The sequence below is a fragment of the Bradyrhizobium sp. KBS0727 genome, from assembly GCF_005937885.2.
Classification (GTDB): Bacteria; Pseudomonadota; Alphaproteobacteria; order Rhizobiales; family Xanthobacteraceae; genus Bradyrhizobium.
The window spans coordinates 3,921,962-3,937,301 of sequence record NZ_CP042176.1; the positions used below are offsets into that span (position 1 = coordinate 3,921,962).

Consider the following 15,340-nt stretch of genomic DNA (forward strand, 5'->3'; position numbering starts at 1 on the left):
CGGATGTGCAGGCCGGGATTTTCATCGCGCAGCCTGACTTGTCCCCAGATCAGGCCCACCCGATGCATCGCACAGGCGTCCTGCTCCCCCAAGGTTACCCCCAGGCTACCCGGCGTGCGGCCGTGAGATGTAAAAGACGCGGCGCGAATCGCTCAGCTCACCCCGAGAACGGTACGTCATGCCGATAAATATTTGCAAGCAAACGCGCCGGGCACATGCCGCCAGACAACGATTCATTCCGCGTGCACGGTAATGCTACGGGAGTAACGATACAGCGGAGAGCATCGACGAAGCTGCTATGAGGGCGAACGCCGCAGCGAGCGTAAACGCCGCAGCGAGCGTAGACGCCGCTGATATCAGCGGCCGTCCGGCGTGCGTACGCCGGCCCAGCTATCGCGCACCTGCTGATAGTGCACGCTCGGATCGTAAACCGTTGTCGGCAGATTAAGCACCTGCGGCGACAGCCGGCCCACCGTGCTCAGCACCGAGTAGGATGCAACGACACGGTCATGCTGTGCCGTGACCAGCGCAACGCGTGCGTTGACCAGCGCCTGCTGCGCGTTCAACACGTCGAGCGTGGTGCGCTGTCCGGCCTTGGCTTCCTCGCGGACGCCGTTCAGTGCGATTTCGGACGCCGTGACCTGCGATTGCGCGGACTGCACCTGCGCCTTGCCGGCCACCAGTTGTCCCCAAGCGGTGGCGACGTTGGCGCGGGTCTGATCGCGAGTCTGTTCGAGCACGAGGCGCTGCTGCGCCAGCGTTTCCTTGGACTGGCGGATCAGCGAGTATTCGGCGCCGCCCTGATAGATCGGAACCGTCAACTGCGCGGTCGCGGACGCGCCGAACGACCGTTGCAGCGTCATGGTGGTTTCATAGGTCTGCTGGACGGCGGCCTGCAGGGTCACGGTCGGCAACAGCGCGCCTTCGTTGACCTTGACCTGGAGATAGCTGACGTCGATGCCGAACATCGCCGCGGTGACGTTGGGGTTTTCCGTCAGGCCGAGATCGACGGCGCTGGGCAGCGTTCCCGGCAGGAAGCGATCGACGGGCGAGCCCGGCGCCAGCGCCACCGGATCGTTGCCGATGATGCGGCGGAAGTTCGATTTCGTGGTGACGAGATTGGCATCCGCGGTCAGAAGCTGGGTCTTGCCGGCGGCGAGCTGCGCCTCCGACTGCGCGACGTCGGTGCGGGTCACTTCGCCGACATTGAAGCGGTCGCGCGTCTGTTTCAGCGTCTGCTCGAGCACGCGCACGTTGCTGCGCTGAACCTCGACGATGGCGGAGTCGCGCAGATAGTCCATGTAGATCGTGGCCGCCGACAGCAGCACGGTCTGTTCGAGCACCCGCAACGCTTCGCGCGCGCCCGAGACCTGGCTCTCCGCTGCGCGGGTCTTGTTGGCGGTCTGCAGGCCGTTGAACAGGGTCTGCGTGACGGTGGCGCCGACGCTGCGCGGCGGATTGGCGCCGTGAACTTGGGTGCGTAAAAGATGGTTCGCGTCGCCGCCGGCGGTGGCGAGCGTGTCGGTATATTGATAACCGGCGCTGGCCGTGACGCCGACCTTCGGGCGATAGCCCGACAACGCCTGCGGCACGTTTTCATCGGTGAAGCGCACCTGCGCGCGCTGCGCGTTGAGCTGCGGATTGTTCTGATAGGCGCGTACCAACGCCGCCTCGATCGTGTCCGCCAGGGCAGGCACCGGGCCCATACAAGCTAACAGAAGGACCGAAGCCGCAGCTCCAGTGAAAGCCTTCACCCCATGCATCCCTGGAAATCCATTCATTTCGTTTCGCCGCGCCACACCCATGAACAGACCCATGAACGTGGAGCAGCTTCGCTTCGGTCGAAGTGAGTCCCGGCTCACCTTATTCCGCCGCTGAGCCGGACGGAACCTCCCCGCGAGCGAACGCAGACGAAACTCTTAACGTGGGGCAATCCGGCCACACTTCTGATTCAGAACGGGATTTTAACGGCGTTCGCAGCAGCCGGGCGCCCAAAGCGGGCCGGAAAGACTAGAAAACGAAGGCGGGAAGCCGTTCCATGCCCGGCAGCACCGGCGCGAAGGCGTCGAACAGTGTCCGGTGCCCGAAATCCCCGGGGGAGCGGGTCACCAGCGTGGCCAGCGGCGGCTGTGACATCGCGAAAACGCCAGCCAGCCGGCCGCCGTTCCGCAGTTGGCCATAAAGCCGCTCCGGCACGATCTCGGTCGCGCCGTTGAGCAGGATGACGTCGTAGGGCGCGTTCGCCGGGTCTCCGTCCACCGCAGCCGACGTCCGGACCGCGACATTTCCACAGCCATTCTGGGCGAGGATCGCCGTGGCTTTCGCCGCAAGCGCCGAATCGCTCTCGGTCGCCGTCACCTGCCCCGCGAATTGAGCGATCACGGCGGCGGCGTATCCGGTCGCGCAGCCCACCACCAGCACGCGATCGGTCTCCTTGATTTCGGCCGCCTGCAGCAGCTTCGCCAGCACCGCCGGCTTGATCAGGAACCGCTTGGCTTGCCCCTGCCCGCCTTCGCTGACATCGAGATCGAGGTCCAGATAGGCCAGTGCGCGCTTGTTTTCGGGCGCGAAGGCCTCGCGCGGCACCGCCAGCATGGCATCGATAATTCTGGCATCGGTGACGTCGCTCGGGCGCACCTGACCATCGACCATGTTCTGGCGCGCGGTCGAAAAACCGGACATAGGCTGAGACCCTGAAAGCATGCGGCGTTGCCGCAAGAGAGTTGGAACCGAGAGCTAAAACCGGGTCATCTTTGGTACAAGCTCCGGCAAAACGCAACACACCGGTCGCGCCTTCCGAATACCCGCTATTCGATGGTCACGATCAGCCGGCCGATCAGCCGCGCAACCTCGTCCAGATCTTCGGAATCGTGGTGGTCAACGGCGCGCGCCAGCCGAAGCAGGCACTCGTCGTCGCTCAGGGCCGGGACGTCGCTTGGGACAATCGAGGGTACCGCTCGTATCAGGTCGGTCGCAATGATGGGCATGGAATCAGCTCCCGTGAACCAGACAATCCGCGGAGGCTCAGGCCGGATTGAGTCGATTTGGCGGCCAGCCCATGACATCAGGGGATGGCGGCATTGCGCGGTTACGTTACAGATCGTGTCCGACAAAGGCGAAAAACCGGCCGCAAACCCTTGCAGGACAGCGCCTTTACGCTTCCGTGCGATACCAGGCTCCGAGCCGCCATTTGGTCCTTTGCAAGCCCGAAAGGCTTTGTTATACGCTCCCGGCTCGCGAACGATTGTTCGCCTGTTCCTCGGTAGCTCAGCGGTAGAGCATTCGACTGTTAATCGAATGGTCGCTGGTTCGAATCCAGCCCGGGGAGCCAGACGGCCTGTTCCTATCCTTATCCCCCGATCCTGCTGCCCCCGCTGCGTGTCGCCGTGGACGCGTCGCCGTGCCCTGCGACGTTGCGAAGCACGAAGGCAAAGCAGCCAGACGCTGCCGTTTTGCGACCAGCAATGGCAACCGCTACTTTACCCGCGCGCCCTCCACGAAGGTAACCTGGATGCCTTTGGCTACGCGTTCGGCAACGCGTTCAGCGTCCCAATTCGTCAGCCGGATGCAGCCATGCGACTCGGCCTTGGAAATCTGCCCCGGAAAAGGCGTGCCATGGATGCCGTAACCCTCGGCCGAGAGGTTGATCCATACCGTGCCGACCGGGTTGTTCGGACCGGGTCGGATCGTAAAGGCCTTCCGCGAGTGGACCCCCTTGAAATGATAGTCGGGATTGTAGCGGTAGACTGGATTTCGACTGATCTCGGTCACCTTCAAGGTACCGGAGGGCGATGGTTTCTCTTCGCTGCCAACCGTCGCGGGGTAAAAGCCGATCAAGGTATTCGTCTTGTCGAACAGCTTGACGGCTTGCCTTCCCTTGTCGACCTCGACCCTGTCGGCCTTGATGGGGACCGTAGCCTGTCCGGCGCGCGTATCGACGACAATGATCTTGTCTCCGGCGCGATCGAAATGCTGGGCCGGGTTCAAGGCTGAGAGGAGCTGTTCGCTCATATGGAATTTCTCGGCAAGCCCCTCTCGCGGGCTGGTAAAGTCCAGCCTCGGAATGTCCTTCATGTCCTCCATTCTGGAGGGCAGCTTCGGCAGGAAAGGTCCGGAGACGTCCTTGTTCACGATGGTGTAGTCGGTGAGCACGGGCCGATCGTCCTGGACCAGTTTTCTCCAGGTCTCGTCGGTCACGGTGTCTGAACCCGGCAATTGCTGCGACTCAGCGTACGCGCGCAGCGCCTTCCTGGCGTTCTCTCCGAACTTGCCGTCGATCTCACTCGGAGAGAAGTGTGCACGATCCAGAAGCACCTGCAGACGAATGCCAAACGGCGTCGCTTTCTCGCTGGACAGAGCCTTCACCGATGGTTCGGCGGTGTCGATCACGTCCGGCTTCATCTCGGCGGCCGACACCGAATTCGCCATCAGCGAGAGCGCGACGCCGATGCAGAAGCGCTTCATAGGGAGCGCCATTCCAGGAGCCTTTTTCTCTTTCCACCCACCGCCGAGAAACTTTCGACGGCGCTCCAGGTTCCAGAATGACCAGAACGAACTGCCGATTTTTCCCGGTCATTCGCAAGGCAATGCTACCGAGTTGTTGCTCCCGGCTCACCGTTCACAGTGTCCGCCTTTCTCTGCGTTCAGCCGCGCAATGGAGTCTCTTCCTTACCGGCACCGTCGGACTACCGGTTGACCCAGAGCACATCACCGGTAGAGGCTTCGACTGCCACCTCGATGTAGCGGCCCGCCCTGTCCCGCCCCTGGATTTCCCATTTGTCGCCGGCAAATTGAGTATGGGATACCGTGGTCAAACCAGTATTGGCCGCAACTTCCAGCGCTTCCTGCATCGAAAGAATACCGCCCGCGTCATACGCCATGGCCGGTGTTATGGCCGGTGTTGCCATTCCCAGCGCCACGACCGCGACGATTGGCATGATGTATTTTCGCATCGGATACTCCTGCTCGATTCCATCCTGTCGTACTTCACTGCAGCACGACATGACTGCAGCCCGACATGGCTGAGAAACTATTCGAAGGCCGGCGCATTCCCATTTCTGACATCACGAAGCTGCGCAAACTTTTGGCTGCTGCGGCAAATTGTTGACGATTCCTTGGCAACGAGGCCGCGGCACCAATGAATGATTTCCAGCGGCAACCGGCATACTTCCTCACCATCCTGGTGGACGGGCTCAATTTATTGGAGCGGTGCTTTATTGGAACGGTGCTCCGAGCAAGACGTTTCTTTAGGGAGGTCCCACTCAGAGGAGAAATGAACATGAGAAGACTGATAGTCACGTTTCTCGCGGGCGCTGGCGCCCTCATGGCGTCGAGCGTCTATGCGGCTGACGAGATCCAGGTCGGAGAGAGTTCGCCTCTGCTTCATCAGGCGAGACTCGTTTGTAACGACGCCGGCCAATGCTGGCATACCCGCGGTGACCGTCGGGTAATCACCAGAGACGACTATTATGTTCCCCGGCAGCGCTACTATGGCTACGATCGCGACTACTACCGTGAGCCCGGCATTGGCGTTTATGGACCGGGGTTCAGCGTCGGTGTTGGCCGAGGCTGGTAGCGCGCCAGCTTGAGCCGCGTTCCCAAACGGCGCGCAGCCTCTCCGCGAACTCCCTCAGACTAAGCGCAACTGGAGAGAGCTGATGCGCAACCAGATTCCCGCAACCTGATTCCCTTGGGCCATTCAATGCAGCCCCGGGGGAATCTGTGCGTGAGACCGCCCTGTCGCCCACCACCGACCGCGTCTCCCTGATCCGACCGCGCCTTGACAAGGCAAGCGTCATCCCGGCCAACGCGAATTAATTTTCGCGAATGTGATTTTTCTCACAAGTGACCCCGCACAAGCGGGGATAGCGTCGATCCGGGGAAACTCTTTAGTAACCAAACTTGCCGCGATCGCGCATTCATTAAAATGCGAGCGATCCGTTCAATCTGGAAACAAAACCCTTTTGGCATCGTGAGCTCTCGAACGTTGGAGAGCGCGATGAGTGAAGTTGAATTCGACCTGTTGCTGGATGCCGTGCAGACGGCAATTGCGCCCGAACCGGAGGATGATTTCTTGGCCCAGTCCCTGCCCCGTTATCAACCGCCGCGCGCCGCCAACGATAACCGCGCGCCCTGGCCGCTGGTTCCGTTTCCTGAAGGCTGGTACGCCGCCTGCTGACAAGACACCGGGATTGCTTAAATCCCGGGGAGATTGTAGCTAGTCCGCCGATGGGGCCACGTGGCGGAGTGGTTACGCAACGGTCTGCAAAACCGTGTACTCCGGTTCAATTCCGGACGTGGCCTCCATCCATAAAATCAATGGCTTAGCCTAATTGTGTGAGAGATCGCGGGAACTGCCGCCGCGGTCATTCCGCGCCGGTGATCGCTCGATGCTTTCGAACAAGCCCGCCCCGGCGGCCATACACGATGGCGTGCGGCAGTGTCAGCGGATGAATTCCCGCCCGAATCAGCAGCCAGTAGATCGGCCGTAGTAACAGCGGCCGCAGCAGCCTGACTTGCGGATACCGCTCGTTGCGAAATCGATCCATCGCTTCGTTCACAGCCGCTTCCTGCAGAATTCGCTCCCGGTATCTCGGATCCTCCCGAAGCGATCTGGTGATCAGATCATGCTCCGGGCTGGTTGTACGCGCATAGCTGCCGGGCCGCGGCCCTGCGAGTACGACGATCACCGTTACAGCGGGCAGGAATCGCAGCACGGCCCCGGAACGCCACGCCCGAAACAGCCAGTCCATCGACGGCGTCACGTGCAGCCTGTCCGCCGGCTGCCACGGCCCGACGCGATCGGCGAGACCTCGCCGAAACACCCACGACGAGGCCAGACAGGTGGCAAAGGGAGAAAAACCGGAAGCGGTCTGGGGGACGCCGATAAGGGCGAATGAGAACGGACGGCCGCTATCGGCCGCGGCCTTGGGGCGGGCGACGGCGCACGGCACCCAGACGAGGTCGGCGCCGCTTTGCTCCAGCTCAGCCACGCAGGTGGCGAGATGGTCGGGAAGATAGATGTCGTCGTGGTTCAGGAACGCGAGATATTTTCCGCGCGACAGGGCCACGCCGTGATTGTTGGGAGCGGACTGGTCGCCGCTGCGTTCAGGCAAATTGACAAAGCGGATCCGCGGGTCGCCAAAGGATGCAACGCATTCGGCGGTATCGTCGGTGCAGGCATCGCCGACGACAATGAGCTCCCAGTCGCCGAACGACGAATCGCAGACGCTCTGCACGGCGTGCCGGAGCGTGTGGGTCCTGTTGTAGGTTGCTATGACGACGGAAACCGCCGGCGCCGCGGCCGATGCGGCGGGGTCATTGTCCACGATGCACAACTCGCCACGGACCAGGCATAAGGATTCTCGTCTGCTCAGGCAATAAACGACATCGCCTCATATTGGGTCACCATATCGGCAAATGATCCCGACTCCGTATCCCGGGATGAAAGCCGTGCGCTCTCCACCGGCCATTTCAACGACGGGTCGAGATCATCCCAGCGGCAGCCCAGCACATCGAGTTCGGCCTTCCAGTACCCGCTTAGACCAAAGGCGAGAACGGAGTCGTCGAGGAAAAATACCGCGTGGGCAACGCCCGCGGGCACCGGAATGGCGAAGCCGTCGGCGGCCGACCATTCGAGGCCGATGCTGTTGCCGAATGTCGGCGACGCCTTTCGGATATCCCGGAGCGCGATGAAAACCCGGCCCATCGGCAGGGTGTAGAACTCGTCATAGTCCACATGGACATGGACGCCGCGCATGACGCCGGCCCGCGAGCTGCAGGCGTTCCACTGCACGGTCTTGAAAGCCCCGACCCATTCCTCCCGGAAAATCTCGAACAGGCAACCGCGATCGTCGGCGTTGGCTTTCACCGCGACAGGCGCGCAGTCCCGGATCGGAATCGTCGGCGTTTTTTTCATCGTGGCCGTAGCAAGCTTGTCCAAGGGCGACGGGTCTGGCATCCGAATATACATCCAGCCCGCGAGAGGCAAATAGGAGCCTATGGCGCATCAGGCGGGATAGGCTTGGCGTCAAGATGCCGCACCGGCCGCTCGTCGGCGGTTTGCGGCCCGGTGGTGTCTCGCGCCCTTCGGTTGGAGGGTAATCCCGCGAGGTAGCTGCATTCCTGCCGATCGTCAGCCTTATTTGGCGCGCGGTTTTGCAGCCTTTTTCGCACCTTTCTTGACGCTTTTCTTGACACCTTTCTTGACACCCTTCCTGGCGCCTTTCCGGCCCTTGTAGCCGCGATAATCCTTTTTCTTCGGCTTGGGCGCGAGTTCCGGCATCTCGTCCTGCACCTCCCGGTAGCGCGCCAGCATCCGGTCGAAACTGCTGTTGAGCGTCTCGGCAATATCCGGCCGCTTCTCGAGCCCCGCCAGCAGCAGGCCTGCGGCCTCGATCGTGGAGAGGCCGTCCTGTCGCGGCTCCTTGCGCAGCCCCCCGTAACGCGACGCCCGCTTGGGGCCGAGAATGACCCGCTGGCACTTCAGCATCCAGGCATTGCGCCACCACAGCGCCTTGGCCTGGCTCCAGGTTCCATCGAGCAGCACGATGCCTTCGATGTCCTCGAGGATGGCGCGCTGGTGCGGCTCCAGTTCGCCCTTGCGGTTGATCGCGACGATTTCCTTGTCGGTATCGAGGTCGGCGACCTTGGCCGAACCGAGATAGAGGATCGCCCAGCGCGACGGGTCATGGACGGTGCGGCCCAGTGCCTTGGACAGGCTTGGCCAGGACAGGCCGATTTTGACGACCGCATCCGGGAAATGCAGTGCTGCCAGCCGCGCCGTGCCGAGCGCCCTGTCCTGCTCCTGCGGGTGCTGCAGGATCAGGAGCTGGACCTTGTTCTCGATCGGCTCGATGGTTTCGCAGATGCAGAGCGGCAGCGGCTTGCCGCAATGCGGGCAGTCCGGAATTTCCTCGGGAATGGTGCTGGTCGCGTCTGACTGGTCTGACATCCGCCCGCTATACGCTCCGCGACGGTCGCCAGCAACATCGCAGGCTCAAAGCCGCATCTGTCCCCGGATCAGCGGCCGACAATAGTCTGTAAACGGCCAAGCCACCCAAACACCCGCATCAGTATCCTTAACCTCTCCCGCCACGGCATCGCCATCAGGAGATAGATCACCGGCGTCGTATAGAGCGTCAGGATCTGCGAGACCAACAAGCCGCCGATGATGGTGATGCCGAGCGGCCGGCGCAGTTCGGTGCCGGGACCGGTGGCGATCACCAGCGGAATGCCGGCAAACGCCGCCGCCATCGTCGTCATCAGGATCGGCCTGAACCGGACGCTGCAGGCCTCGAAAATCGCTTCCGCCGACGACAGGCCGCGGTGGCGTTCGGCGTCGAGCGCGAAGTCGACCATCATGATGCCGTTCTTCTTGACGATGCCGATCAGCAGAATGATGCCGATGAAGGCGATCACGGTGAGCGGCGTATTGGTCACCTGCAGCGCCAGCAGCGCGCCGAGGCCTGCGGACGGCAGCGTCGAAATGATGGTGATCGGATGCGCGAGGCTCTCGTAGAGCACGCCGAGGACGATATACATCGCCACCAGCGCGCCGAGGATCAACAGCGGCTGCCGCCCGCTGGTCTTGTTGAAATCGCCGGCGTTGCCGTCGAAACTGCCGCGGATTCCCTCCGGCATGTGCAATTCGTCGACCGCGCGCTGGATGTTCGACGTCGCGACTTCCAGCGGCACGTCGGGCAAGAGGTTGAACGACACCGTGGTCGAGGGGAACGATTGCGAGTGAAATACCGCGAGCGCCGACAGACCGCGCTGGTAGTGCACCAGCGCCGACAGCGGCACCTGCACGCCATTGGCGCCGGCGACGTAGATGCGCTCCAGGTTGGACGGATCGGACTGGAATTTCGGGTCGATCTCCAGCACCACCATGTACTGGTTGCGTTGGGTGTAGACGATCGAAATCTGCCGCTGCGAGAACGCGTTGTTGAGGGCGTTGTCGATGTCCTGGACGCGAACGCCGAGGCTGGAGGCGGTCTTGCGGTCGATCACCAGGTTGAGCTGCAGCCCACCGGGATCGCGGTCGCTGGAGATATCGGTGATGCCTTCGACGGTCTCCATCCGCTTGCTCACCAGCGGAGCCCACTTCTGCAGCAGATCGAGGTCGGTGCTCGACAGCGTATACTGATAATCGGAATCGCTCTGCCGTCCGCCGGCGCGTATATCCTGCGCCGCGAACATGAACAGCCGGATGCCGGCGACCCGATACAGATTCTTGCGCAGCCGATCGATCACCTGCGCGGTCGACAGGCCCTCCCGCTCCTCCGGCGGTTTTAGACTGATGAACATGACGCCGCGGTTGGATCCGCCTCCGCCCGGACCACCGCCGCTGCCGAGCGACGAACCGACGCCGGCGACGGCGGGATCGGCCATGACGATGTCGGCCAGTTGCTGCTGCAGCCCGAGCATGGCCTGGAACGAGATGTCGGGCGATGCGCGCGTGGCGCCGATCACGAACCCGGAGTCGTCGGTCGGGAAATAACCCTTCGGGGTCTTGATATACAGCACCACCGTCAGCGCGATGGTCGCAAAGAACACGATCAGGGTCAGGAACGGAAATCCCAGCACCACCCGCAGCGTCCGCTCGTAGAACGAAACGATGCGCGACAATGTGCCCTCGACGATGCGATCGAACAGGGTGGCGCGAGCCGAGGTCGCTTCCTTGATATAATGCGCGCAGATCATCGGCGTGATCGTGAGCGATACCACGGTCGACACCACGATGGCGAAGGTCAGCGTCAGCGAGAATTCGCGCAACAGCCGACCTACGATCCCGTCCATGAAGATCAGCGGCGTGAAGGCTGCGATCAGCGACAGGCTGATCGACAGCACGGTAAACCCGATCTGCTTGGCGCCCTCCAGCGCCGCCGCGAACGGCGCCATGCCATGTTCGAGGTTGCGGTACATGTTCTCGATCATGACGATGGCGTCGTCGACCACGAAGCCGACCGAGATCGCCAGCGCCATCAGCGACAGATTGTCGATCGAGAAGCCGGCGAGCCACATGCCCGCGCAGGTGCCGGCCAGCGCCAGCGGCACCGAGACGCCGGCCGCAATGGTCGGCGTCAGCCGGCGCAGGAAGGCGAACACGACCAACATGACCAGGAAGGCGGTTGCCAGCAGCGTCAACTGCATGTCCCGAACGCTGGCGCGGATGGTGCCGGTGCGGTCGACCAGCGTCGAAATCTCGACGCCGCCGGGCAGCCATTCCTTCAATTCGGGGATCAGTGCCCTCACCCGGTCGACGGTGTCGATGACGTTGGCGTCGCCCTGCTTGGTGATCTGGATCAGCACGGCCGGCTGCTTGTTGAACCAGGCGATCGAGCGGCTGTTGCGGACGGAATCTTCCACTTCGGCCACGTCCGAAAGCCGGACGTAGTTGCCGCCGGAACTCTTGACGATGATGTCGCGAAACTCGGCCGCGGTACGCATTTGCTTGTTGATCGAGAGCGTTTCGCTCTGGCGGCTGCCGTTGAAGATCCCGACCGGCCCCAGCGGATTAGCGTTGATGATCGCGAGGCGAACGTCATCGGTCGCGATCCCCGCATTCGCCAGCGAGACCGGGTTGAGGGAGATGCGTACCGCGGGCTGGTCGGCGCCGCTGACGGTGACTTCGCCGACGCCAGGCACCTGCGAGATGCGCTGCGCGATCACGGTATCGGCCGCGTCGTACATCGCACTCGTCGTCAGCGTCTTCGAGGTCAGCGCCAGCACGAACACCGGCGCCGCCGCCGGGTTGGCCTTGCGGAATTTCGGCAACGACGGCAGGTCGCTCGGCAGGTCCGCCAGCGACGCATTGATGGCGGCCTGCACGTCGCGCGCGGCGCGGTCGATGTTCCGGCCAATCGAGAATTGCAACTGGATGCTGGTGTTACCGAGCGAACTGGTCGAGGTGATCTGGTCGATGCCGGCGATGGTGCCGAGCTTGCGCTCGAGCGGCGCGGCCACCGTCGCGGCCATGATTGCGGGGTCCGCGCCGGGCCGCGTGGCGGACACCCGGATCATCGGAAAATCGACGTTGGGCACGGCCGAGACCGGCAGAAATATGTAGGCGACGATACCGACCAGAAAGAGCCCGATCGCCAGCAGCGTGGTGCCTACCGGCCGGCGGATGAAGGGCTCCGAGATCGATGCCATTACTGCATCCCCTCGGTCGCACCTGCGACCGGCGGGCCGGTCGGTCCCGGCTCAGGCACCGCCTTCTCGATCTTGCGGTTGAGCCGGTCGAGCGCCAGGTAGATCACGGGCGTCGTGTAGAGCGTCAGCATCTGGCTCAGCAGCAGGCCGCCGATAATGGATATGCCGAGCGGAAACCTTAATTCGGCGCCGGTACCGCTCTCGACGGCCAACGGCAACGCGCCAAACAAGGCCGCCAGGGTCGTCATCATGATCGGGCGAAAGCGCAGCAGGCAGGCCTGCACGATCGCCTCGTCCGCCGACATGCCCTGATGCCGCTCCGCCTCCAGCGCGAAGTCGATCATCATGATCGCGTTCTTCTTGACGATACCCATCAAGAGGATGATGCCGATCAGGCCGATCACGGAAAGATCCTGCCCGAACAGTATCAGCGCCAGAATCGCGCCGACGCCGGCCGACGGCAGCGTCGAGAGAATGGTAATGGGGTGGATGTAGCTCTCATAGAGCACACCGAGCACGATGTAGATGGTGACGATCGCGGCCAGGATCAGCCATGGCTGGCCGGCCAGCGATTTCGAGAATTCGGCAGCATCCCCGCCGAACACGCCGACGATGCTGCCGGGCATGCCGATCCGGGTTTCGATGGTTTTGACCGCCTCGACCGCGTCGCCCAAGGCCTCGCCCGGCGCCAGGTTGAAGCTGAGCGACACCGCCGGAAACTGCGCCTGATGCGAAATCGCCAGTGGCGCGGTGGTGCGCGTCAATTTCGCCACCGCCGACAGGGGCACCTGGGCGCCCGCCACCCCGGGCAGGTAAAGTTTCGACAGGATCGACGGATCGCGCTGGTACATCGGCAGCGCCTCCAACACCACGCGGTACTGGTTGGCCTGGCCGTAGATGGTCGAAATCTGCCGCTGCGCGAACGCATCGTTGAGCGTGTCGTTGACGCCCTGGATGCTGACACCGAGCTGGCCTGCGCGCTGGCGATCGATGTCGAGCGCGGCGCGCAAGCCGCCATCCTGCGCCTCCGAGGAGACGTCGCGGAACATCGGATCGCGGCGCATCTCGGCGACCAGCTTGTTGGCCCACAAGGTCACCTCGGCGGCATCGGTGGCGGTCAGCGTGTACTGGTATTGCGAGCGGCTCGACTGGGTCGAGATCTGCACGTCCTGCACCGGCTGGAAATAGATGGTCATGCCGGGGATCTGTGCCGTGCGCGCCTTCAACCGGTCGATCACGACAGAGACGTCGCCGCGCCGCTCGCCGCGCGGCTTCAGCGTCATCACCAGACGCCCGACATTGGTGGTCGGATTGACCGAGCCCGCGCCGATCACCGAGACCACGCCGATGACATCGGGGTCAGCCTGGATCGCCGCTGCGGCGGCCGCCTGCCGGCTCTGCATTTCAGCAAAGGAAACGTCGGCACCAGCTTCTGTCACGGCCGTAATCGAGCTCGTGTCTTGCAGTGGCAAGAAGCCTTTCGGCGCCATCACATACATGACCAGGGTCAAGACAATGGTGGCGAAGGTCACCACCATAGTCATGGTACGATGCTGCAGCACCACGAGCAGCGTGCGATGGTAGAACGCAACCATGCCGTCGATGAAGCGGCTGACCGCCGCCAGCCCCGGAACCGCCATCTCCTCCCCGGTGTGCTTCAGCAGCCGGGAACACATCATCGGCGTCAGCGTCAGCGAGACGATCGCCGACGTCACGACCGCGATGGTGAGCGTGAGCGCGAATTCGCGGAACATGCGTCCGACCAGCCCGGACATGAACAGCAGCGGGATGAACACCGCGATCAGCGACACCGTCAGCGAGATCACGGTAAAGCCGATTTCGCTGGCGCCCTTCAGCGAGGCCTCCATCACCGACTCGCCGTCCTCCATATGACGGACGATGTTCTCGATCATCACGATGGCGTCGTCGACCACGAAACCGGTGCCGATCGTCAGGGCCATCAGCGACAGGTTGTCGAGGCTGAAGCCCGAGAAATACATGATGCCGAAACTCGTGATCAGCGACAACGGCAGCGCCACGCCCGCAATCAGCGTCGCGCGCAGCGAACGCAGGAACAGCAGCACCACCAGCGTCACCAGCACCACGCTCAGGATCAGCGTGAACTGCACGTCGTGAACGGAGGCCCGAATAGTGACGGTGCGGTCGGAGACCACGGTCAGATTGACGCCGGCCGGAATCGCCCGCTGCACCTTCGGGATTTCGGCGAGGATTTGCCGGACCACCTCGATCACATTGGCGCCGGGCTGCCGCTGGATGTCGATGATGACGGCCGGTGTGCCCTGATACCAGCCGCCGGTACGGTCGTTCTCCAGCCCGTCGATGATGATGGCAACGTCGCCGATGGTGACGGGCGCACCATTACGATAGGCGATGATGATCGGCTTGTAGGCTTCGGCCGCCGCGATCTGGTCGTTGGCGGCGATGGTGTAGGCCTGCTGCGCGCCGTCCAGCGATCCCTTTGGCCCGGAGACGTTGGCGCCGGCAATGGCGTTGCGCAAATCCTCCATCGAGATGCCGTAGGCAGCGAGCCGCGCCAGATCGGCCTGCACGCGCACCGCGGGTTTCAGCCCGCCGAGGATAGCGACACGGCCGACGCCGGAAATCTGGCTGAGCCGCTGGCCCAGAATCGTATCGGCGATATCGCTCATGGCGCGCAACGAAATCGTGTCCGACGTCAGTGCCAGCGTCAGCACCGGGGCGTCGGCCGGGTTAACCTTGGCGTAGGTTGGCGGATACGGCAGCGTCTTCGGCAGAATGCCGGCGGCGGCGTTGATCGCGGCCTGCACGTCCTGGGTGGCGCCGTCGATATCGCGGTTGAGATCGAACTGCAGCGAAATCTGGCTGACGCCGAACGAACTGGTCGACTGCATCGAGGACAGCGACGGGATTTGCCCGAGCTGGCGCTCCAGGGGTGCTGTGATCAGCGAGGCGATCACGTCGGGGCTGGCGCCCGGCAGTTGCGTGGTTACCTGCACGGTCGGGAAATCGACCTGCGGCAGCGCCGATACCGGCAGCGCCCAATAGCCGAGCGCGCCGCCGATCAACAGCGCGATCCCCAGCAGCGAGGTCGCGATCGGCCGGCGGATGAATGGTTCGGAGACGCTCATGGTGGCGTGCTGCTCATGGTTGCGTATTCAGGCACGCGAAGTCGGATATTCAGGCA

11 protein-coding genes and 2 tRNA genes are annotated in these 15,340 nt (G+C 63.0%); 3 read left to right on the forward strand and 10 right to left on the reverse strand.

Going from position 1 to position 15,340, the window contains the following annotated elements; translation table 11 throughout:
* Positions 1 to 356: 356 nt before the first annotated feature.
* The 3 genes from FFI89_RS18120 to FFI89_RS18130 form a co-directional block, all read right to left on the reverse strand.
* Positions 357 to 1,763 carry a TolC family outer membrane protein gene (locus tag FFI89_RS18120; RefSeq protein WP_138838872.1) on the reverse strand — a complete coding sequence of 469 codons (1,407 nt, stop codon included), beginning with the start codon at positions 1,761 to 1,763 and terminating at the stop codon, positions 357 to 359.
* Positions 1,764 to 2,010: 247 nt separating this feature from the next.
* On the reverse strand, positions 2,011 to 2,682 hold the full coding sequence (locus FFI89_RS18125; RefSeq protein WP_138838874.1) for a protein-L-isoaspartate O-methyltransferase: 672 nt from the start codon (positions 2,680 to 2,682) through the stop codon (positions 2,011 to 2,013).
* A gap of 125 nt (positions 2,683 to 2,807) precedes the next feature.
* Entirely contained in the window at positions 2,808 to 2,987 is a 180-nt protein-coding gene (locus FFI89_RS18130; protein ID WP_138838876.1) for a hypothetical protein, read from the reverse strand.
* A gap of 269 nt (positions 2,988 to 3,256) precedes the next feature.
* Between FFI89_RS18130 and FFI89_RS18135 the strand changes: the two genes are divergently transcribed.
* A tRNA-Asn gene (locus FFI89_RS18135) sits at positions 3,257 to 3,331 on the forward strand.
* A 143-nt stretch (positions 3,332 to 3,474) separates the two neighbouring features.
* On the opposite strand, the gene FFI89_RS18140 is transcribed toward FFI89_RS18135, so the two are convergent.
* Both FFI89_RS18140 and FFI89_RS18145 read right to left on the reverse strand, forming a co-directional pair.
* The gene (locus FFI89_RS18140) at positions 3,475 to 4,464 is read right to left on the reverse strand and encodes a L,D-transpeptidase family protein (RefSeq protein ID WP_371722520.1); all 990 of its coding nucleotides are present in this window, start codon (positions 4,462 to 4,464) and stop codon (positions 3,475 to 3,477) included.
* A 221-nt stretch (positions 4,465 to 4,685) separates the two neighbouring features.
* Entirely contained in the window at positions 4,686 to 4,952 is a 267-nt protein-coding gene (locus FFI89_RS18145) for a PepSY domain-containing protein (RefSeq protein ID WP_138838880.1), read from the reverse strand.
* 1,046 nt (positions 4,953 to 5,998) lie between these two features.
* On the opposite strand from FFI89_RS18145, the gene FFI89_RS18155 reads away from it, so the two are divergent.
* Entirely contained in the window at positions 5,999 to 6,178 is a 180-nt protein-coding gene (locus FFI89_RS18155) for a hypothetical protein (RefSeq protein ID WP_138838881.1), read from the forward strand.
* Positions 6,179 to 6,232: 54 nt separating this feature from the next.
* Positions 6,233 to 6,306, forward strand: a tRNA-Cys gene (locus FFI89_RS18160).
* A gap of 59 nt (positions 6,307 to 6,365) precedes the next feature.
* On the opposite strand, the gene FFI89_RS18165 is transcribed toward FFI89_RS18160, so the two are convergent.
* The 5 genes from FFI89_RS18165 to FFI89_RS18185 form a co-directional block, all read right to left on the reverse strand.
* Positions 6,366 to 7,328, reverse strand: a complete 963-nt coding sequence (locus tag FFI89_RS18165; RefSeq protein WP_168212928.1) for a glycosyltransferase family 2 protein — start codon at positions 7,326 to 7,328, stop codon at positions 6,366 to 6,368.
* Positions 7,329 to 7,372: 44 nt separating this feature from the next.
* Positions 7,373 to 7,990: a dTDP-4-dehydrorhamnose 3,5-epimerase family protein gene (locus FFI89_RS18170; protein ID WP_138838885.1), complete on the reverse strand. Its 618-nt coding sequence runs from the start codon at positions 7,988 to 7,990 to the stop codon at positions 7,373 to 7,375.
* Positions 7,991 to 8,140: 150 nt separating this feature from the next.
* The gene (locus tag FFI89_RS18175; protein ID WP_138838887.1) at positions 8,141 to 8,953 is read right to left on the reverse strand and encodes a tRNA-uridine aminocarboxypropyltransferase; all 813 of its coding nucleotides are present in this window, start codon (positions 8,951 to 8,953) and stop codon (positions 8,141 to 8,143) included.
* A 68-nt stretch (positions 8,954 to 9,021) separates the two neighbouring features.
* Complete coding sequence (locus FFI89_RS18180) at positions 9,022 to 12,156, reverse strand: efflux RND transporter permease subunit (protein ID WP_138838889.1); 3,135 nt, start codon at positions 12,154 to 12,156, stop codon at positions 9,022 to 9,024.
* Positions 12,156 to 15,284, reverse strand: coding sequence for an efflux RND transporter permease subunit (locus tag FFI89_RS18185; RefSeq protein ID WP_138838891.1), 3,129 nt, complete (start codon positions 15,282 to 15,284; stop codon positions 12,156 to 12,158). Before FFI89_RS18185 ends, FFI89_RS18180 begins: the two co-directional genes overlap by 1 nt.
* Positions 15,285 to 15,340: the final 56 nt, after the last annotated feature.